The organism is Novipirellula caenicola, from assembly GCF_039545035.1.
Taxonomy (GTDB): Bacteria; Planctomycetota; Planctomycetia; order Pirellulales; family Pirellulaceae; genus Novipirellula; species Novipirellula caenicola.
The window spans coordinates 71828-90774 of sequence record NZ_BAABRO010000024.1 but is presented as its reverse complement, the minus strand read 5'-3'; the positions used below and the strand labels follow the sequence as shown (position 1 = coordinate 90774).

Below are 18947 nucleotides of genomic sequence, written 5' to 3'. Positions count from 1 at the left end.
GCCTGGGGCCGAGAGGGGTCGGATCGGATCTGTGAGTCAGCGACCTCTCCGCAGAGCGACTGCGAAAAGGTCATCACAGCGAATCGACGTGAAAACCAGTCGAAACACCACAACGATCATATACTAGAGGTCGGACGGGCCCTTAAGGCCTCGTCCGGGTGAGGGCCGACCGCGCAAGCTTCGTATGCCGCGGATCATAGGCAATAAACACCTGGATCTTTCGCCAAATCTCAGGACCCGCACAACACAAAAAAATCCCTCGCCGATTCGCTCGGCAAGGGATCGTTAAATGAACGGGGAAGCACCGAAGCAAAGAGGCTACTCGAGCGCCTCGGTCTCCTTGCCTCGAATGGTTCCAAGAGCGCCCCACAACCCGTAAGGACTCTTCGATCCTGGTGCGGTCCAGCCGCTGCCATTGGCAACCGGTGGTTGGGTCAAGTCTCCCGATTCGATCGAGTCGGTGACAAAGCGGATCGCACCGTCCGCCATCAACACATGAGCACCACCTTCGTGGTAGCTGGTCACCGAAGCCAAGCCGTCATTGGAATCGGTGGACCGTAGACACGAGGGTGAATTCGGGGGCAACACGGTCATGACGGCCGTTGAATGCCAATGGCCGTCTGCCCATCGACGCCCACGTTGCCAAATACCGCCTGTTGCGTACTGTGATGGTGAATCGGGATTGATATGAGCTCCTGTTTTGCACTTGTCAGGAGTGGGACGCCACCAGTCACTGCCATCCAGATGGAATACATAACTCCGCACACCTCGCTCGAAATCCATCACGCATAATTCGCCCATTGCAATCGTGTTGGAGGTGCCATCTTTGATATCACGGAACCGAGTGATTTTTTCTCGAGCAAACAATCCTCGGTGGCAGCCGGTCACACCCGTGTGATGATTGCGGTCGCCTGGTTCCGGTGAGCGACCGGCGCCTCGAATCGTATCTCCATAACAGTTCCCGTAATTCGTCTGTGCCGCACCATTGAGCACCGCAGGGTCGCTTGGACAGCGATAGCTCATGACCTGAGTCATCCATGGGATGTAGGTCGGCGAGTCGGTGCCAGGGGATGCCCCCATTGGCTCGAAGTTGGTCGTTCCTTGCACCGATGGATTGCTGAGCTGCTCCCAAAGCGCCTGCTGCTCAATGAAAGGTAAAATGCCGACGAGGTTTAGATTGACGCGGTAGCCATTAGGAGCCGATCCGTCCCAAGTGCTAGGAAACATCTGGTAAGCGGAATGGTAGTTGTGCATTCCTAGACCGATTTGCTTGAAGTTGTTGCTACAACTCATTCGCCGGGCTGCTTCTCGAGCCGCCTGAACTGCGGGTAGCAGCAATCCGACAAGAACGCCAATGATGGCGATTACAACTAAAAGTTCCACCAAGGTGAAACCCTTTCGCCATCGAGGCGCCGAACAATTTTCATGCATAAGACTAGCCCATAAGGTGTGAAGAAAAATAAACGAATCATCGCGGTGGAGCTGGATCCGCGTTCATCAACGCCTCCATCTTCTCGGGATCGTTGACATCGCTGCCAACATCAGGATCGACCTGGACCTCGCCCTCGAGAACTCTTGTTTCCGAGGATCCCCCGCAGCCGAGAGTGCAAGCCATCGGAACAAACAGAGTTAAAAACATCAAAAGCCGGTAACGCATAAAACCTTCCAAATTCGACATGAGAAATGAAAAATAGTGAGATCAGCCGATTGCAGCCTATATAGGCTGATTGTGGATCGCGTAGCTCCCGTAAGGGGCAAGTCTATAGCTCTCGTCTGTGGCTGTCAATTTTTTTAGAGTCTCGATGGGGAATTGCGAAATATTCATTTTGGCGAGGCTTCACCCCGCTGATCCCACTTGCAATGGTGCGTCCCATGCGGTAAGTAGCTCCAGCACCAAGTCTGGCAAAAGATGACGCTGACTGCATCGCCGATGTCAGGTGGTTGCAACGAACGGACCTAGTGGATACTCATGAACCATGGCTGGCGCTTGAGGTTGCTGCGGCTTGCGACTGAGCCGTCTGCTGTGCGTCTGGGCTCTTCCTGAATTCGTTCAGCAATCATGGATGGTCCTTCCGTCCGCGACTGCAGTCACCTCTTTGCCGACGATGAAGACAGTTGGTTTGGTGGCAAGCGAATGGACCGGAGGTTGGCGCAGTGACCGAGGGTGTATCGCCCGCTGGCCTATGTTTTCCCACCTCCGCTAGCCGGTGGCTCACGCCACCGTCAGAGTGTGTGTCGGCCTCCGGCCTGTAATCAATGATTCTAAATCAGCCGACTACGAACTTGGTGGAGAGGTGGTAGGAAAAGGGACGCTTCCAGTTGTTCGCTTCGCCCATGCAAGCCGGGCGGAAGCGAATCAAATTGCGGCGAACTCGCCCGGACGCAAATCGGCTTGGAAAGCCGAGCGACAATGGGTTAGCTCCAAAAGTCGCGGTCTAGGCTGCGGTAGCCGATCGCTTCGGCGAGGTGCGATTCGTCGATCGATTCGTCACCGGCAACGTCGGCGATCGTTCTTGCCACTCGCAGGATCTTGTCATGAGCTCGCGCCGATAATCCCATCTCCTCGACACTGTGCCGCAACATATGCTGGCACGGCCAATTCAATTTGCAGAATTGTCGTACTTGCCGGCTACTCATTTGTGCGTTGTACTGGATCGCACCGTTGCCGAACCGAGCCAGTTGGCCTTCGCGAGCTTTCACGACATCCGCTCGCATCTGGGCACTGGTGGATCCACCACGTGCGGGCGATGAAAGTTCATCGAACGGAACCGCGGGGACTTCGATATGAATGTCGATCCGATCCATCAGCGGACCTGAAATCTTTCCCATGTATTTTTCGATCTGAGTCGGCAAACAGTTGCACGTTCGACGGGGGTCGCTGCGGTAACCATAGGGACACGGGCGTCTGTAATATCCGACCTTAACGTCAATTTACCTGCTGGATGGCAAGAAAAATGCCATCCATGCGGTAACAGGGCAGCTAAGGCCGGACGAACGCTATAGCAACTCTGTATTCTTTAGGCGGTACAACGCATCACCTTGGGGGATGTTGTGAGTACCTGTTCAAGTTCAAGCATCGGTGTCTCGCTTTCTGCAAGACCATCCATTCTACTTTTGGACGAGGGCGAACTCTTTTGACAAGTCGTCAATTCTGCGGCACGAAGTAAAATCTCTTGAAGGGAAGCCGTATGGAGACGATGGTCGTGCTTCCTTGGAGCCAGTTACAACAGACGATCGACTGCCGATCCTAATATATGCAAAAATCATGGAGCTTTCAGTGAGTGACAACAAGAATGCAATTCCGTCCACCAAAACCGAGGAGGTGCCGTACTTGAATAGGTACTCGGTACTTATCGGAGTTGCAGCAATAATATTTGGAGCCTTCATAGGTCCTTATTTTCAATCTCTACTTGGCCAGTCAGACCCGGCAATAACTGCTGTTGCGAAGGTAAATGAATTTGCTGTTCCTGATCAGCAGCCAGTATACGTTCCACCCATTCGTTTACTTCATTCTTATCCTGAAACTAGTGGGCTAGATCTTAAAGAGGAGCATAGTTAGCTTGAGAAATTGTCGACGACCTTAAGTAAGTACCGATGCTACACAACCGTTTCCATGCGAAATTCAGGAGAGCTCCCTGCGGCGAATGTACGTCTTCAAGTTGGCCGGGACGGCTTAGCTGAGATCGAATGGGACGACGGAAAGAAGGAAACGATACTCTTCCAAACAGAGATCCAGCTTGGGGCGATGCCGATAGAAAAATCTGTCAGACTGTCGATATGGACGACTGAAAGTTTCGGAGAGAATGATTCATTTCTTGTTATTCATGACACAGGTAAGGAAACGCTTTATTTAGCGAGTGGCGAAATAGAGAGTGCCACTCGCCAGTTTCTATCAGTTCTAACAGCCGCTATGTCTATTATCAGCTCAATACTTTTTGCATTTGCATTGACTATGTTGTACACGACGGGGCGTGCTCGGAATCGGTTTATCGCAGCCCAGAACATACAGCTTTCTAAGGAGGTGTCCAGAAGCCCCGAAGCTGATTAGAAAATCACTAGAGCAATACTGCCAATCCTCCAGCTTGGAAGATTTTCTCATAGGTGATGTAAGCTCGAAGAAATCCTTTTTCTTTTACCTGCTTATTCAGCGTTCATTTTGAATGACCTAGCGAGCCAATCATTTAAGTAACCAAGCTGGGGCACAAAACTGTCGTGTATTGGACACGACGAGTGCAGCAAGAATATGCAGAGAGGGGTGACACGCACACCCAGTCTTTTGGGATTCATGTCTAACCGTGTATAAAGTGAGCTGTACGCGGTTAAACAGCCTCAGGCTTTCCAATGGAAAAATGACATGGCAGAGTTAGATAGGATTCAAAAGCGGTTCAACGAACTCGCGAGCTTTGCGATTGAAATCGCTGGCACATCCCGCCCTGATTCTGATGGCATCGGCGAAATAGTTGACAACGAACAGCTTGTTGAATGGAGAACCTCTGTAAAGTCTCTGCTTAATAGAGTATTTGGTGCCGAGAGTCCAACGTTGAGTTCATTTAGAGATGCTGCAAAGGGAGGTCTTTACGCCGATTCCAAATCTACGTTTGATCACCTGCACGCAGTGTTCAAATCAGCAAAAAGTGATTTCGACGGTGGATACCTCTTCGAGGTTCGCAACCTGGTTCATGCCGAAGTTTTTTCCGATGAGCTTGAGCAGGCCGAACACTTTTTAAACCAGGGGTACAAGGTGCCAGCTGCCGTCATTGCTGGAACTGTTCTTGAGACCACACTTCGGGAAATGTGCGAGCAACACCCCGATCTTGAGGTAGCCAAAACGGATAGGATGATAGCTGACCTAGCTAAGAAAGGCGTTTTCAACAAGATGTATGCCGATCAGCTTCGAGCTTGGATGAAAACCAGAAACTCAGCCGCACACGGAAAACCCGACGAGTTCCACGATAATGATGTCACACGAATGATCGACGGCATCCGCGACTTTGTGGCCAACCAAATGAGCTAAGGAGAGCACCATGACCATGACCAAGGCCAAGCTATTCACATCATCCCTGCCTTTCCTGCCACCTGCCGTTGGTGGTGCCTTTGGACAACGCCCAATCCTTTTCCTCTAACAAGCTCACTCACTGCTCAGTTCATGCTGGCTAGTCCTGGTTGGTCGCTGCGAGGGCAATCAGGTTCCGGGCCAAGTCGTAGTCCCCACCAACAAGGGCCAAGAACTCTTGTGCTTTCTTGCGAAGGTCACTCATTCTATTGAGATTCATATCTAGCCGCATAAAAAGTTGGTTGTACGTGGTTAAAAACAGGTTCGATATTTTGGTCAAGAACTCAGCGACAGGGAAATAGAGATGAAGGCGGTGGAGCGAGTGCAAAAGCGGTTCGATGAGCTGGCGGAAATGGCTGATCGGATCGAAACAAGCATGGCAATACATAAAACAACGGTCCCATACGAAGAAGGGTGGCGAGGACCTGGCGGCAGAACCACGAAAGACATTGTTGAATATAGGATTGACTCCTCTATGTTCTTGGAGTGGCAGGCATCGGTCTTGTCGCTACTTGGTCGCTTGTACCCTCCAGAGCACACAACCATTCGAAGATTTGACGAGATCTGCAGAACAAGAGGCACGCCTCACTCTGCATTCAAAGGAGCCAGAGCGTACTTTCAATCGGCAAAAAGTGATTTTGAAGGTGGGTACTTGTTTGATGTACGCAACCTAGTTCACGCTGAAGTCTTTTCTGATGAACTTGACCTGGGGGCCCATTACCTTAAGAACAACGGGAAGACGGCAGCAGCGGTTGTTGCCGGCGTCGTACTGGAAACCGCTCTTCGCAAGCTGGTTACCGACAACGCACTTTCCGGATCTATGCTCAATGGAATGAACCAAAGTCTTCGTGATGCCAATGTCTATTCGCAAATCGTCTGGCGTCAAATTCAGGCATGGGCGGATATCCGCAATGCTGCAGCACACGGAAGTCCTGACGACTTCGAAGATAAGGATGTCACACGAATGATTGACGGAATTCGTGACTTCGTGGCCAACCATATTAGCTGAGGAAAGCACCATGAGACAATTCGTTGCTTGCGTAAGGGACGTTCACAATGTCAATTGATCCATCCAAGATTAAAGTCTTCATGGGGCTAGGTGAACCAGATGAAATCCTAGAGGACTTCAAACAAATTGGATCATCCTAACTAGAAGTTGATTGGGAAGTAGGAAATTTCAGGGGGGGGACTAAAACGCACGATATGCGTTATCCCATGTCTGGCGGACTACGGAATAGCTGGTTTGGATTGCCAGAGTTAGTTCGTAAACTCGACGAATACTTAGCTTCACAATAACGAGACTCGGTAGCGAATGGCCAAGAATCACGACTGGCTTGGCGTAGCAGCAGAGACTAGAAATAGGTGCCAGAGTCGTGGGTTTTCCCTTCATTCAGTGGCGATTGATAATTCATGCGTCCGAACTTGTCTCGGCGAGGTGACAACGGAAGCCACAGAGTCTTTGGTTGCAAAACACTGCTCCGCCTGGGCCTGTCCCGGCGGTCACGACTTTCCGCTTCGTGATTTCCGCCCGGGGCAAGCCCGTAGCAGTCACTTACCTTACTTCACCTCCTCGAGACTTGCACGGTGACAGCAGCCTAGATGCAGAACGCAAATCGGCTTGGAAAGCCGAGCGACAATGGGTTAGCTCCAAAAATCGCGGTCTAGGCTGCGGTAGCCGATCGCTTCGGCGAGGTGCGATTCGTCGATCGATTCGTCACCCGCGACGTCGGCGATCGTTCTTGCCACTCGCAGGATCTTGTCATGAGCTCGCGCCGATAATCCCATCTCCTCGACACTGTGCCGCAACATATGCTGGCACGGCCGGTTCAATTTGCAGAATTGTCGTACTTGCCGGCTACTCATTTGTGCGTTGTACTGAATCGCACCGTTGCCGAACCGAGCCAGTTGGCCTTCGCGAGCTTTCACGACATCCGCTCGCATCTGGGCACTGGTGGATCCACCTCCGGCGGGCGAGGAAAGCTCATCAAACGGTACCGTGGGCACTTCGATGTGAATGTCGATCCGATCCATCAGCGGACCCGAAATCTTTCCCATGTACTTTTCGATCTGAGTCGGCAAACAGTTGCACGTTCGACGGGGGTCGCTGCGGTAACCACAAGGACATGGGTTGGCTGCGGCGATCAACATAAAGTTCGCCGGGAACGTGGTGCTGCGGAGCGCACGCGAGATCGTGACGACGCCGTCTTCGAGCGGTTGCCGCATCACCTCGAGTGTTTTTCGATTGAACTCGGGAAGTTCGTCAAGGAACAAAATGCCGTTGTGAGCCTTGCTGATTTCGCCAGGCGATGGAGGGCTTCCACCGCCGACCAATCCGGCATCGCTAATCGTATGATGCGGGCTGCGAAACGGACGACACGCCAACAGCGGTTGCCCAGCGGGCAGTTGCCCGAGCGCACTGTAGATACGCGTCGTTGCAATCGATTCGGGCGCCGTCAGCGGCGGCAGGATCGTTGGCATCCGTTTGGCCAGCATCGTTTTACCGCTACCCGGCGGGCCGACCATGATGAGATTGTGGTTACCAGCGGCGGCCAGTGTCATGGCTCGCTTGGCCGATTCCTGACCTCGGACGTCCCCAAAGTCGACTTCGTAGGTACTGAACTCTTCGAACAATTGATTGACGCAGCTTGGCATTGGATCGATCTCGATCTCGCCCGCAAAAAAGGCCACCGCTTGAGACAAACTGCACACCGGGATGACTTCGATGCCATCGACGACCGCCGCCTCGTGAGCGTTTTCGGCCGGTACCACCAAGCCTTTTAGCTTGGTGTTTTTGGAGGCTTCGATTGCGATCGAAAGGGCACCACGGATCGGCCGCGTCAGCCCTTCGAGCGCGAGTTCACCGACGACGGCGTAATCTTCGAGCCGATCGAGCACCAGTTGGCCGCTGCCAGCAAGCACGCCCAAAGCAACGGGCAGATCGAACGAGGCCGCTTGTTTCGGCAGGTCACCTGGGGCCAAATTGATCACGACTCGGTCTTGAGGCCGAACGAAGCCGCTGTTGACGATCGCGCGTTCGACGCGGTGGGTGCTCTCTTTGACCGCCGCGTCGGGCAATCCGACCAAGATCGTCTTGGGCATCGCGGCGGGCGAGATGTCGACTTCGACATCGACCGGCATCGCCTCGATCCCCAACAACGTGAACGTTTTTAGCCGCGCGAGCATGAGAGCCTCGGTATTCGCGAAAGAGAAGTGCGGTGGATCGAAATCCAAATGCACTGCCGAAGCAGCGACGATCCCCCGCTTTATCATACCGAATCTCACTTGCCACGCACAAAAAGCGTCTTTTTCAGCAAAGGCGAGTTTCAACCTCTCGCGTCCATACGCCGAAAATCTCCGCGACTTTCGCTACGAAGGGGGGCGGAATTCCTTGCGGTTTGTCTAAGACAGCGTCCAAGGCAATCAATCGTTGCGATTGGATTCGTCGTGCAAGACTTGATCGATCACGATACAGGCACACAGCACCGCGACTTCGTCTTCGCCGTCGACGATCTCGACCCCATAGCTGTCGGTCCACGACCAAAGTTTCTTGCTGACCGTTGCGACAGTCCGGCCGCTTCGCTCGAACGTGAATTCATGGGACCAAAACGATCCGTTGATCGTGTAGTCGTTAGGACCAGGGACGTCGAGCGTGAACTGCTTCTTGAACCAAGTCCACTCCTTTTTGACTTCGGCAAAGACACGGCCATCGATCAGGATTTGATAAGTCGGTTTCCATGACAGCAGTTTCTGGCTGATGAATGCCAGTTCGTTTCCGCGGATGTCTTGGAACGAGAGTTTGTCGCCCCATGAAAACGCCTTGCCATCAACGTAATACCGCGAGTCGCCTGTGGCATCGGTGATGGAAAAGTCGTCGCCCCAAGCCCAAAACTTTTCTTTGATGCGAAAGATCATTGATGCTCCGAAAAAGGTTTGCGTGTAATTGGTTGATGTGTGCGTCTAAGGGGCAGCGGATCATTGCTAGGCGAGAAAGTCAATTGTTTCGGGCGCAGCTTTTCTCCTGCTTTTGCTAACGACCCTCGGTATCCAAGTCGGTTTGCTGCTGCCGAATGCCTTTGGGCAAGTTCCCGAGGATTATCGGGGCGAAGCGAATAGGACGGTCTTTGGGATTAGCGACAACGTGGCGGCATTTTGGTAATTTAAGGATGGGCTTTTTGTCGAGCTCCGCATGCGAGTATGAATCTAGTCATTTTGCCCGGCGAGCAGCGAACGTTATGAACAGTGCGAACAGTGCTTCGGATCCGCAATCTCAGCGAGACTTGGGCGTCACGATTGACACTTGTGGCTTGACCGACATCGGCAAAACACGCGACGTCAACCAAGACCAATTTTTGGTGGGATCTCGCCGCTTGAGTATTTGTTCCACATCGACGAGTTTGCCTCATCATCAACCGTTGACGTTTTTCGGGGATGCCGAGAGCGAAGTGTTGATCGTTGCGGACGGCATGGGAGGCCACGCCGCCGGCGAACGAGCAAGCCAGTTGGCGGTCAAGTTTCTTGCTCAGCGGTTAGCGGATCCGACTCGCCCGGCATTCGATTCCGCCACCTGGGATGGGATCGAGCAAGCCCAGTGGATGCAGTCGCTGCTCCGTGACACGCATTTGCGAATCTTGAGTCAAGCCCAGCAAAACCCAGAGCAATTTGGGATGGGGACCACATTGACGATGGCCGAAATCGTTTGGCCTTATCTGTCGGTGTTGCATGCGGGCGATAGCCGTTGCTACTTGGTGCGTGACGGCAACACTCAGCGATTGACCACAGACCATACGTTGGCGCGGCGGATGGTCGACGCTGGTGACTTGAAGCCAGAGGAAGAGCCTGAGAGTCGTTGGAGCAATGTGCTGTGGAACGTTTTAGGAGGACAGCTCGAAGGCGACTTGGTCGCGCAGGTCGAACGAGTCGAGTTGATGTTGGGCGATACGGTAGTGTTGTGTAGTGACGGACTGCACCGTTACGTCAACGATGACTCACTTGCGTTGATGGTCAGCGAAGGAGAGGATGCACAATCGATCTGTCAAGAATTGATCCGCGTTGCAAACGAAGGTGGCGGTGAAGACAATATCACGGTAATCGTCTCGCGGATGTTGCCTCGTCAACGCCGCAGTACCGGTGCGACAACGTTGGTGGATGAAACGATGAGCGAAGATACGTTCGGTTCGATTGAAATTGACGACGGAACCTTGTCAACGCTTAGCCAATTCGATACGACCGTGGACGAGTCGGCCGAAGGCGAGCGTTGACAACGGGAACGCGGCGATGGTCAATCGAACAGCGTCGCCTGAGTCGTCTTGGGGCCGTCTGGTTTAGGGGGGACGGGTTCAATGCACTCGGGGCCGTCATTGCCAACGTGGTTGACTCGCCGCGACACGGCAGTGATCTCGAAAAAGTCATCGGGGGTAGCCGTGAGGTGTTTTTTCAGCGACGAGGTGTCGTGAAAATCGGGGTCAAGCCAAGCCTCAAAATCCTCGCGGTCGAGAATCACCGGCATCCGGTCATGAACTTTGCCGGTCACCGCATTGGCCGCGGTCGTGATCACGGTGAACGATGCGATCGGCGATGCGTCATCGGACGCTTTCGTGTTCAGTTCCCAAAGTCCGGCCATTGCAAACGGAGCGTGATCGGGTTGATGTAAATAGTAAGGCTGCTTTGCCGATCCCACCTTTTGCCATTCAAAATAACCGTCGGCGGGGATCAGGCATCGTTGATTTTGAAACGCTGATTGAAACGATCGTTTCTCGTCAATCGTTTCGCTGCGAGCATTGATCATCCGAGCACCGATGGCGACATCGTCGGCCCAGCTAGGTATAAATCCCCACCGCATCGCCGCAAATTCGGGCGAGTTGCCGGCAAGCTGACGGATCACCGCGATAGATTGAGTCGGCGCGATGTTGAAGCGAGGTCGATTCAGTACGGACTCGACCGCCGCCGAAAACACATCGGGATCATCTTGGGGGAGGAACAATTGGCGAAGATCGGCCATTGAGGTTCGCAGCGTAAATCGACCGCACATAGATTCGTTTCCATCGGACAAGAATCGAGTTTCCGAAAAGGGGGCTGAGCTTTTTAAGGGCGAGTCGTTTTGGTTGAGTGGTTTTGCCTCGCCGGAGAGGGGCAGACCCCATTTCGGATACTCAAGATGAGAGTTCGCGTGGGTTCGCGAGCCTTTTGAATCAATTATGGTGCATGATCACCGAGCGGAAATGGGGGAAATGGTCGGAACCGTCGGCGAGGGAGCATTAATTGCTATCGAAACCTCGTTTTCCCGGTGTTTGGGTAGCGGTGCGGCGCGAGGCCGCCTGGTTACAGCGAGTAAAACCTTCGATTTTGACCGGGCGGCTCGCGCCGCTCCGCTATAAAAATCACCCGTCGGCTGCTAATGCGGGTGAGGGCCACGACTTCGTTGGCGAAGGACTCTACGACACTTGGCCAAGTCGGGTTAAGCTGTGTGCACAACAATGGTTCCCTGGTTTCTCCCTTTGTTTATGACCGACGTGCTTTGAACTTTCCGCTTTTGTTTCGCGTGCTTGGCACGATCTGTTTGCTGATTGGGGGCTCGATGAGCTTCTGTTTGCCATTTGCATTTCCTGCATTTGCGAAGCGAACCCATTTACCGGCGGCCGAAGCGTTCGAAATCGATGGCGCCAAAGGGTTATTGTTGGGAACCGCGGTCAGCATGATTGTCGGTGGAGGGCTGCTGGTGATCGGTCGACGGCATCGCGGCGGACCGCTGTATCAAAAAGAAGCGATGGCGATCGTCGGGCTTAGTTGGGTGTTGGCCACCATGCTCGGGGCGTTGCCCTACTATTTAAGTGGAACCGAGATCGCGCCGGATCGTCCGATCACGTTCATCGAAGCGATGTTCGAATCGCAGTCGGGCTTTAGCACTACCGGGGCGACGGTGATCACCGATTTGGAATCGCCTGCCAGCGTACCGCATTGTATTTTGTTCTGGCGATCTTGGACCCACTTTCTCGGCGGGCTCGGGATTGTCGTTTTGTTTGTCGCGATTCTGGGTCAAGGGTCGGCGGGCAAGGCGATGATGCGGGCCGAGATGCCGGGGCCGACCAAGGAGGGCAGTATGCCGCGGATGCAGCACACCGCGCTGGTGTTCGCGGCGATCTACATCGCGCTGAATGCGATTCTAACGGTGATCTACGCGTTGGAGGGAATGTCGGTATTTGATTCATTGTGTCATGCGTTTGGCACGATGGCGACTGGCGGCTTCAGTACCTATAACCGCAGTCTTGGACGTTTTGAAAGTGCCGCGATCGAGTACACGACGATCGTGTTCATGGTGTTGGCAGGAACCAATTTTACGCTGCTGTATTTGTCGATTTTTGATGGTCCGCGGCGTTTGCTTCGCGATATCGAATTTCGTACCTTCGTCGGCATTATCGCGAGCGTTGCTCTTGCGATCGTGTTCTTTGGAATGCGTGCCGGCGACGTCGGTTTTGGGACCTACAGTGAATCGGTTCGCAACGGATTGTTTCAAGTCGTGTCGATCATCACGACGACCGGTTACGGGACGGCCGATTTTGATCAGTGGAACAATTTTGGGCGAGGCATCTTGTTGTTACTGATGTTTGTCGGTGGATGTGCCGGCAGCACCGGAGGCGGGATGAAGGTGATCCGTCACGTGTTGTTCTACAAGATTCTGCGGTTGGAGATCGAACGGGCCCATCGTCCTCGCGTGGTTCGCCCGATTCGCGTCGGTGGAACTCCGGTCGATGATCCTCATTTGGCACACGGAATCGTGGTCTACTTTTCCATGATCTTGGCGATCTTTGTTTTTGCGTGGTTGTTTTTGATCACCTTCGAACCGCGAGGGACCTGGGGGGCCGTGACGGCCGCCGATGTGGCCGAGACCGAGGCGGAAGCGATCGAAAACGGCGAACCGCCGCTTTCTAAAAGTAAGGTCGCATCGCTTGTGAACGAAGGAACGTTGGACGAGAAATTGCTCGATTCGGCCAGTGCGGTAGCGGCAACACTCAACAACATCGGGCCTGGGTTAGGGGTGGTCGGAGCCACACAGAATTATGCCGGGTTTAGTCAGCAGGCAAAGTTTTTGTTTGTCTGGTTGATGATGCTCGGGCGGGTCGAGGTTTTCAGTGTGTTGGTCCTGATCTTTCCGAGTTTTTGGCGCCGCATTTGACATCGAAATGAGCCTCGTAAGGATCGTCTGTTAGAATGAAAAGACGAATGTTTTACGACATCATTGCTCAGGGAACGCCCAATGCGTGGTTTGCCAACTTTCATCACAATTTGCCTTGCCGCCCTGCTGTTTTCGCCGGGGTTGGTGAGCGGCCAAGATGCCGCCAAAGGCGAGCCGAATCCTCCGGTTTCGCCGCGAAAAGCAGTGATCATTCCGCTGCACGAAATGATTCATCCGCTCAGCGCCGCACTTTTAGAACGAAAATTTCGTGACGCGGTCGAATCGGGCGTCGATGTGGTGATCTTTGACATCCACAGTCCTGGTGGATTTACCCAGGTCACCTTCGAATTGATGGACATGGTGCTCGATGCGAGCGATGTTGAAACGGTCGCGTTCATCGAAAAGGATGCGATCAGTGGCGCGGCGTTGTTTGCGCTTTCCTGCGACAAAATCATCATGCTGCCCGGGGCTCGTATCGGCGACGCTGGCGAAATCGTGATGGGCGCCGATGGAGCATACCGTTACACCGAAGCCAAAAGCCGTAGTGTGTTGGCGCAAAAAGTGCGTGATACCGCCGAAGCGACAGGACGGCCAATCGCGTTGGCCGAAAAAATGACCGACAAAGACATGGTCGTGTTCAAAGCTACCCACAAAGAAGACGGGGCGGTTCGCTATTTTTCGGACAAGGAATGGGTTGCACTGGAGAATCAAGACGCCTGGGAAAAGGGGCCACCGATTCGCGAAGCCGGCAAGGAGATGTTCTTTACCGCCAATGGACGCCGTGCCGCTGAACTTGGGCTGATCGATCAAACGGTTGCTAGTCGTAGCGAGTTGGCTTCGACGCTAAACCTGCAGGAACCGATTCCAACGCTCGAGCGAACTTGGGTCGATACGCTGGTGTTGATTCTAAATTCAGGCTTTGTGACGTTCCTGTTGATCGTGATCGGGTTGACCGCCCTGGTGATCGAACTGAGTGCTCCGGGATTGGGGATTGGCGGATTGACGTCGGTGCTCTGTTTTGGATTGTTCTTTTGGAGTCGATTTTTGGGGGGCACCGCTGGTTGGCTCGAGGTGACTCTGTTTGTTATCGGCTTGCTGTTTATCGCCGCCGAAGTGTTTGTGATTCCCGGTTTCGGTGTCGCAGGAATCAGCGGGATTGTGTTGTCGCTCGGATCGCTGGTGATGGCATCGCGGCGTTTCCTGATGCCTCACAGCAGCGAAGAACTGGCGGCACTTGGCATGGACGTGTTGACGGTGGTCGGCGCCTTTGTCGCTTTTCTAATCGCGCTTTTGGTACTCGCCCAATACATGAGCGAGATTCCGGGGCTGAGCCGGTTGACGCTAAAACCAACGGTTGCACTCGAAGGAGGCGGAGTCGCCAGCGGGATGGCGGCCACCTCGTTGCCCGGTTGGCAACGGGTGGAAGTGGGCAGCGTCGGCGAAGCGGTCTCGGCGCTGCGGCCCGGCGGGCGGATCATGGTCGATGACTTCACCGTGGATGTTGTCACCGAAGGCGACTTTGTTGATCCTGGCACCCAAGTGCGTGTGGTCGGCAAACAAGGAGCCAAGGTGATCGTGCGTCCGGTTGCCTAAGTCGTGGACCTCGCTTGTGCTGTTTGAAGTTGCGTGTTTGTGTTTAGGGGCAAAGCCCCGGCCGTTTATTCGGATCTACTGACGTCGGCTGGCAAATGGCCGGGCCTGTGGCGCGAAGAACGTCTAATCACGCAACTTCAGAAAACGTAAACGAGGGAATCTCGATTTTGATTCGGTCCCTCGCCGACGCTTCGGGTTATGATTTGTCGCAGAACACGGCCTGAGGAGCAGATCAGTCAAACCGGTTCAGCTCTTCGACCTGCTCGTTCAGCGTGCAGACATCGTAGGCATAGCCAATCCCAAATAGCCCGCCGGACACTAGGTAAATGATGCCTGTGCCGATCTTGCCCATGTAAAATCGATGGACGCCGAATAGACCTAAGAACGTCAGAAGCACCCAAGTCACGGTGTAATCGATTCGGCCATTGGGGTATCTTTGGTTTGCCTCGTCTGCCATCGCAGGAATAAAAAAGGCGTCGACGATCCAGCCAACCAGCAGGAGCCCGCCGGTGAAAAACCACAAAATCCCGGTCAGCGGTTTACCGAAGTAGAAACGGTGGGCGCCGACGAATCCGAGGATCCAAAACAAATATCCGACCAACACCGGGTGCGTGACCTCGGCTTGATTACGAAGCGGGTTAGGATTGGCGTTGTGGGCCGTCATCGGTGCCGGTTCCATGTCGTTTCAGTGGGGTTTGATAGGATTCGTGGTGTTAGGAAGGCTGCGCTGTAGGCAGCATCATTATTCGTTCGCGGAATCCAAATCTTTGCAAATGACGGTCCAAATGGCGGTTTTATCGAGATGGCTGCGAGTCCGATCGCACAAAGGGACGCGGATTTTCCGATCGGGGGTGCACGATGCAGTACGCTGAACTGCACTGCAAAAGCAATTTTTCGTTCTTGAAGGGAGCCTCTCATCCAGACGAATTGGTCGAGCAAGCAAGTGAATTGGGGTACGCAGGAATCGCGATCACCGACGAATCGTCGCTGGCGGGGATCGTTCGTGGGCATACACCCGCCAAAGAGGTCGGAATCCAGTACATCGTGGGCAGCGAACTGCATCCGATCGATGCCCCCCCGATGGTCGTTTGGCCGACCGATCGTGCGGCGTATGGCCGATTGTGTCGGCTGATTTCACTGGGCCGGATGCGATGTGAAAAAGGGCAATGCGAACTCGCCTGGGACGACATCGCGGCGGCCAGCGAAGGGATGATTGCGGCGGTGATCCCGACGGACGCCTGCACCGGGAAATTTTTGCGAACGTCGTTCCGCGAGGTCTTTGCCAATCGCCGCTACATGTTCCTCGAATTGCATCGCGGCGTGGATGATCGTGCCAAGGCAGAACGGTTACGCGAATTCGCACTAAAAAACGATGTGCCATTGGTGGCCGCCGGCGATGTTCATTATCACACCGCCCCGCGGATGTTGTTGCATGATTGCGTGACGGCAATCCGCCATGGGACCACAATCGATCATGTGCATCGCGAGCGATTCGCGAACAGCCAACATGGTATGCGTTCGCTCGCAGAGATCGCCGATCTGTATCGTGACGCTCCCGACGCGATTGCGCGGACGATCGAGATCGCCCAGCAGTGCACGTTTTCACTCGACGAACTTCGCTACGAGTATCCGGTCGAACTCGCGCCGGGCGACATGAAGCCGATCGACCATCTGCGTCGGTTGACGTGGGAGGGGGCGAAACAGCGATGGCCTGGTGGCGTTCCCAAACAAGTGATCGAGTTGATTCGGCATGAGATGGAATTGATTCGCGAACTGCAATACGAAGCCTATTTTTTGACCGTGTGGGACATGGTCCGTTTTGCTCGCGAGCGAAATATTTTGTGTCAGGGGCGTGGTTCGGCAGCCAATTCAACCGTTTGTTACTGCTTGGGCATCACCAACGTGGACCCCAGTCAAACGGATTTGTTGTTCGAACGATTCATTAGCCGCGAACGAAACGAGGCTCCGGATATCGATGTCGATTTCGAGCATCAACGTCGCGAAGAGGTGTTGCAGTACCTGTATGACAAATATGGTCGCCATCGTGCTGGTTTGACCGCCACGGTCACCTCGTATCGCACCCGTAGTGCGATTCGCGAAGTGGGCAAGGCACTTGGGATGTCGCCTGACGTGATTGATTCGTTAGCCAAGTTCGCCAGCGGACGTGACGGCGCGACCGACTTTGCCGAGCGGTGCCGCAGCGGCGGGCTGGATCCTGATACCGAGATGGGCAAGCGATTTGTTTACCTTGTTCAATCGCTTGTCGGTTTCCCGCGGCATTTGTCGCAGCACGTTGGTGGGATGGTGATCACGCAAGGCGATCTGTGCGAACTGTGCCCGATCGAAAATGCGGCAATGGAAGGCCGCACGGTGATCCAGTGGAACAAGGATGATTTGGATGACTTGGGAATCTTGAAAGTCGATGTGCTCGCATTGGGAATGTTGTCGGCGATCCGCCGCGCATTCGAATTGGTGTCCGAGCATCACGGACGTGAGTTGTCGCTTTCCAATATTCCTGCCGATGACAAACCGACCTACGACATGATTTGTGCCGCCGATACGGTGGGCGTTTTTCAGATCGAAAGTCGAGCACAGATGAGCATGTTGCCACGGCTGAAACCGCGGTGTTATTACGATTTGGTGGTCGAAGTGGCGATCGTGCGGCCGGGGCCAATCCAAGGCAATATGGTGCACCCGTTCCTGCAAGCTCGCGAAGATCCGCAAAGCGTCGTGTATCCAAGTGAAGCGATTCGCGGCGTGTTAGAGAAAACGCTCGGGGTGCCGATCTTTCAGGAACAAGCGATGCGGTTGGCGGTGGTCGCAGCAGGGTTTACACCGGGTGAAGCCGACCAATTGCGCCGCGCGATGGCTGCATGGCGACGGCCCGGTGTGATCGATCGTTTTCGAGTCAAATTGCTCGAGGGGATGAAGAAACATGGTTTGACGGGCGAGTTTGCCGAGCACGTGTTCAACCAAATTCGTGGGTTTGGTGAGTACGGGTTTCCCGAATCGCATGCCGCTAGTTTTGCGTTGTTGGTGTATGCATCGTGTTATTTGAAATGTCACTATCCGGCGGCGTTCTGCGCGGCGCTACTGAACAGCCAGCCAATGGGATTCTACGCGCCCGCTCAATTGGTCGCCGATGCGAAACAGCACGGCGTGCGAACGCTGCCCGTCGATATCAATGAAAGCCAGTGGGAATCGACGTTGCATCCCGACGCGAATCGGTCGCAGCCCGCCATTCGTTTGGGGATGCAGATGGTGCGTGGACTGCCCGCTGCGGCGGCCAACGTGATTCTGGACGAACGCGAACAAAACGGTTCGTTTCGCAGTATCGCGGAACTGGTGCATCGCACCAAAATTTCTAGCTCGGTGGTTGCCACCTTGGCGGATGCCGATGCGTTTGAATCGATCGCCGGGGATCGGCGAGGTGCAATCTGGCAATCGTTAGCCGAAGAAAAGAAACCGCAATCGCGTCCGCTGTTTGATGCCGAGCAAGACGACGAGGAATTGATTCCCGAGGCGTTGATTCCGATGACACCGCAAGAGGAGGTGCACGCCGATTACAGCACGACCGGGATGAGTCTAAAGGCGCATCCGGTGTCGTTCATGCGAAACGAATTGAAACGGAAACGCTGCGTGTGTGCCAGCGAGTTGAACTCGCTCCGCGATGGACGTCACGTTCGCGTCGCTGGACTCGTGTTGATGCGTCAACGACCGGGAACCGCCAAGGGGATTACGTTTGTCACGATCGAAGATGAAACCGGATCGGTGAATCTGGTTTTCTACGCGGCGGTGTGGAAGCGATTCTTTCGGATCGCCCAGGCGAGCAATCTGTGGATGGTCGACGGCAAATTAGAAAATCGCAAAGGGGTGATCCACGTGATCGTCGGCCGGCTTTCGGACTTGGCCAACGAGTCACCCAAATTGGATCAGCGTTCTCGCGATTTTCATTAGAGGGTGACAGGCTAGTGTTTTGTCAGGGCTAATACTCAGGATGGGGCGTAGCGAAAGTCGTCAAGACTTTCGTTGTATTTGCCGAACAATTCGAAACTCTTGACGGCTTGTTGAGTTAGTCCAAATGCGAATTGCAATGGTGAGCCGTGAGCCGTGAGGCACCGGATACCGCGT

At 54.1% G+C, this 18947-nt stretch carries 15 protein-coding genes; 8 read left to right on the top strand and 7 right to left on the bottom strand.

From position 1 onward, the window contains the following. Positions 1-318 precede the first annotated feature (318 nt). The 3 genes from ABEA92_RS28010 to ABEA92_RS28000 form a co-directional block, all read right to left on the bottom strand. Entirely contained in the window at positions 319-1431 is a 1113-nt protein-coding gene (locus tag ABEA92_RS28010; RefSeq protein WP_345688581.1) for a DUF1559 family PulG-like putative transporter, read from the bottom strand. A 37-nt stretch (positions 1432-1468) separates the two neighbouring features. After that, the gene (locus ABEA92_RS28005; protein WP_345688579.1) at positions 1469-1657 is read right to left on the bottom strand and encodes a hypothetical protein; all 189 of its coding nucleotides are present in this window, start codon (positions 1655-1657) and stop codon (positions 1469-1471) included. 758 nt (positions 1658-2415) lie between these two features. Beyond that, entirely contained in the window at positions 2416-2931 is a 516-nt protein-coding gene (locus ABEA92_RS28000; protein WP_345688584.1) for a magnesium chelatase subunit ChlI family protein, read from the bottom strand. Between the two features lie 148 nt (positions 2932-3079). Between ABEA92_RS28000 and ABEA92_RS27995 the strand changes: the two genes are divergently transcribed. The 4 genes from ABEA92_RS27995 (at position 3080) to ABEA92_RS27980 (ending at position 6062) form a co-directional block, all read left to right on the top strand. Further along, entirely contained in the window at positions 3080-3559 is a 480-nt protein-coding gene (locus ABEA92_RS27995) for a hypothetical protein (RefSeq protein ID WP_345688577.1), read from the top strand. Between the two features lie 54 nt (positions 3560-3613). Continuing rightward, the gene (locus ABEA92_RS27990) at positions 3614-4048 is read left to right on the top strand and encodes a hypothetical protein (protein ID WP_345688575.1); all 435 of its coding nucleotides are present in this window, start codon (positions 3614-3616) and stop codon (positions 4046-4048) included. A 306-nt stretch (positions 4049-4354) separates the two neighbouring features. Then, positions 4355-5014 carry a hypothetical protein gene (locus tag ABEA92_RS27985; RefSeq protein ID WP_345688573.1) on the top strand — a complete coding sequence of 220 codons (660 nt, stop codon included), beginning with the start codon at positions 4355-4357 and terminating at the stop codon, positions 5012-5014. A gap of 343 nt (positions 5015-5357) precedes the next feature. Then, the gene (locus tag ABEA92_RS27980) at positions 5358-6062 is read left to right on the top strand and encodes a hypothetical protein (RefSeq protein ID WP_345688571.1); all 705 of its coding nucleotides are present in this window, start codon (positions 5358-5360) and stop codon (positions 6060-6062) included. Between the two features lie 632 nt (positions 6063-6694). Here the strand turns inward: ABEA92_RS27980 and ABEA92_RS27975 are convergent. Together ABEA92_RS27975 and ABEA92_RS27970 are read right to left on the bottom strand one after the other, a co-directional pair. Then, on the bottom strand, positions 6695-8236 hold the full coding sequence (locus ABEA92_RS27975) for a YifB family Mg chelatase-like AAA ATPase (protein WP_345688569.1): 1542 nt from the start codon (positions 8234-8236) through the stop codon (positions 6695-6697). Between the two features lie 237 nt (positions 8237-8473). Continuing rightward, positions 8474-8965 (bottom strand): LURP-one-related/scramblase family protein, encoded by a 492-nt coding sequence (locus ABEA92_RS27970; RefSeq protein WP_345688567.1) that lies wholly within the window; start codon positions 8963-8965, stop codon positions 8474-8476. Between the two features lie 320 nt (positions 8966-9285). Here ABEA92_RS27970 and ABEA92_RS27965 point away from each other — a divergent pair, with 320 nt between their 5' ends. Then, entirely contained in the window at positions 9286-10311 is a 1026-nt protein-coding gene (locus ABEA92_RS27965; protein WP_345688565.1) for a PP2C family protein-serine/threonine phosphatase, read from the top strand. 20 nt (positions 10312-10331) lie between these two features. Here ABEA92_RS27965 and ABEA92_RS27960 read toward each other — a convergent pair whose 3' ends face one another. Then, entirely contained in the window at positions 10332-11081 is a 750-nt protein-coding gene (locus tag ABEA92_RS27960; protein ID WP_345688563.1) for an SOS response-associated peptidase, read from the bottom strand. Positions 11082-11447: 366 nt separating this feature from the next. Between ABEA92_RS27960 and ABEA92_RS27955 the strand changes: the two genes are divergently transcribed. Both ABEA92_RS27955 and ABEA92_RS27950 read left to right on the top strand, forming a co-directional pair. Beyond that, entirely contained in the window at positions 11448-13223 is a 1776-nt protein-coding gene (locus ABEA92_RS27955; protein ID WP_425572514.1) for a TrkH family potassium uptake protein, read from the top strand. A gap of 81 nt (positions 13224-13304) precedes the next feature. Continuing rightward, the gene (locus ABEA92_RS27950; protein ID WP_345688561.1) at positions 13305-14816 is read left to right on the top strand and encodes an NfeD family protein; all 1512 of its coding nucleotides are present in this window, start codon (positions 13305-13307) and stop codon (positions 14814-14816) included. Positions 14817-15048: 232 nt separating this feature from the next. Here ABEA92_RS27950 and ABEA92_RS27945 read toward each other — a convergent pair whose 3' ends face one another. Continuing rightward, the gene (locus tag ABEA92_RS27945; protein ID WP_345688559.1) at positions 15049-15480 is read right to left on the bottom strand and encodes an NINE protein; all 432 of its coding nucleotides are present in this window, start codon (positions 15478-15480) and stop codon (positions 15049-15051) included. A gap of 194 nt (positions 15481-15674) precedes the next feature. Here ABEA92_RS27945 and ABEA92_RS27940 point away from each other — a divergent pair, with 194 nt between their 5' ends. Continuing rightward, positions 15675-18773 (top strand): error-prone DNA polymerase, encoded by a 3099-nt coding sequence (locus ABEA92_RS27940; RefSeq protein ID WP_345688557.1) that lies wholly within the window; start codon positions 15675-15677, stop codon positions 18771-18773. Positions 18774-18947: the final 174 nt, after the last annotated feature.

Coding starts and splice junctions, on each gene's coding strand:
- ABEA92_RS28010 (WP_345688581.1), bottom strand. CDS start 1,431: ATGCATGAAAATTGTTCGGCGCCTCGATGGCGAAAGGGTTTCACCTTG.
- ABEA92_RS27940 (WP_345688557.1), top strand. CDS start 15,675: ATGCAGTACGCTGAACTGCACTGCAAAAGCAATTTTTCGTTCTTGAAG.
- ABEA92_RS27980 (WP_345688571.1), top strand. CDS start 5,358: ATGAAGGCGGTGGAGCGAGTGCAAAAGCGGTTCGATGAGCTGGCGGAA.
- ABEA92_RS27950 (WP_345688561.1), top strand. CDS start 13,305: ATGCGTGGTTTGCCAACTTTCATCACAATTTGCCTTGCCGCCCTGCTG.
- ABEA92_RS27975 (WP_345688569.1), bottom strand. CDS start 8,236: ATGCTCGCGCGGCTAAAAACGTTCACGTTGTTGGGGATCGAGGCGATG.
- ABEA92_RS27990 (WP_345688575.1), top strand. CDS start 3,614: ATGCGAAATTCAGGAGAGCTCCCTGCGGCGAATGTACGTCTTCAAGTT.
- ABEA92_RS28005 (WP_345688579.1), bottom strand. CDS start 1,657: ATGCGTTACCGGCTTTTGATGTTTTTAACTCTGTTTGTTCCGATGGCT.
- ABEA92_RS27985 (WP_345688573.1), top strand. CDS start 4,355: ATGGCAGAGTTAGATAGGATTCAAAAGCGGTTCAACGAACTCGCGAGC.
- ABEA92_RS27945 (WP_345688559.1), bottom strand. CDS start 15,480: ATGACGGCCCACAACGCCAATCCTAACCCGCTTCGTAATCAAGCCGAG.
- ABEA92_RS27970 (WP_345688567.1), bottom strand. CDS start 8,965: ATGATCTTTCGCATCAAAGAAAAGTTTTGGGCTTGGGGCGACGACTTT.
- ABEA92_RS27955 (WP_425572514.1), top strand. CDS start 11,448: ATGCGGGTGAGGGCCACGACTTCGTTGGCGAAGGACTCTACGACACTT.
- ABEA92_RS27965 (WP_345688565.1), top strand. CDS start 9,286: ATGAACAGTGCGAACAGTGCTTCGGATCCGCAATCTCAGCGAGACTTG.
- ABEA92_RS27960 (WP_345688563.1), bottom strand. CDS start 11,081: ATGTGCGGTCGATTTACGCTGCGAACCTCAATGGCCGATCTTCGCCAA.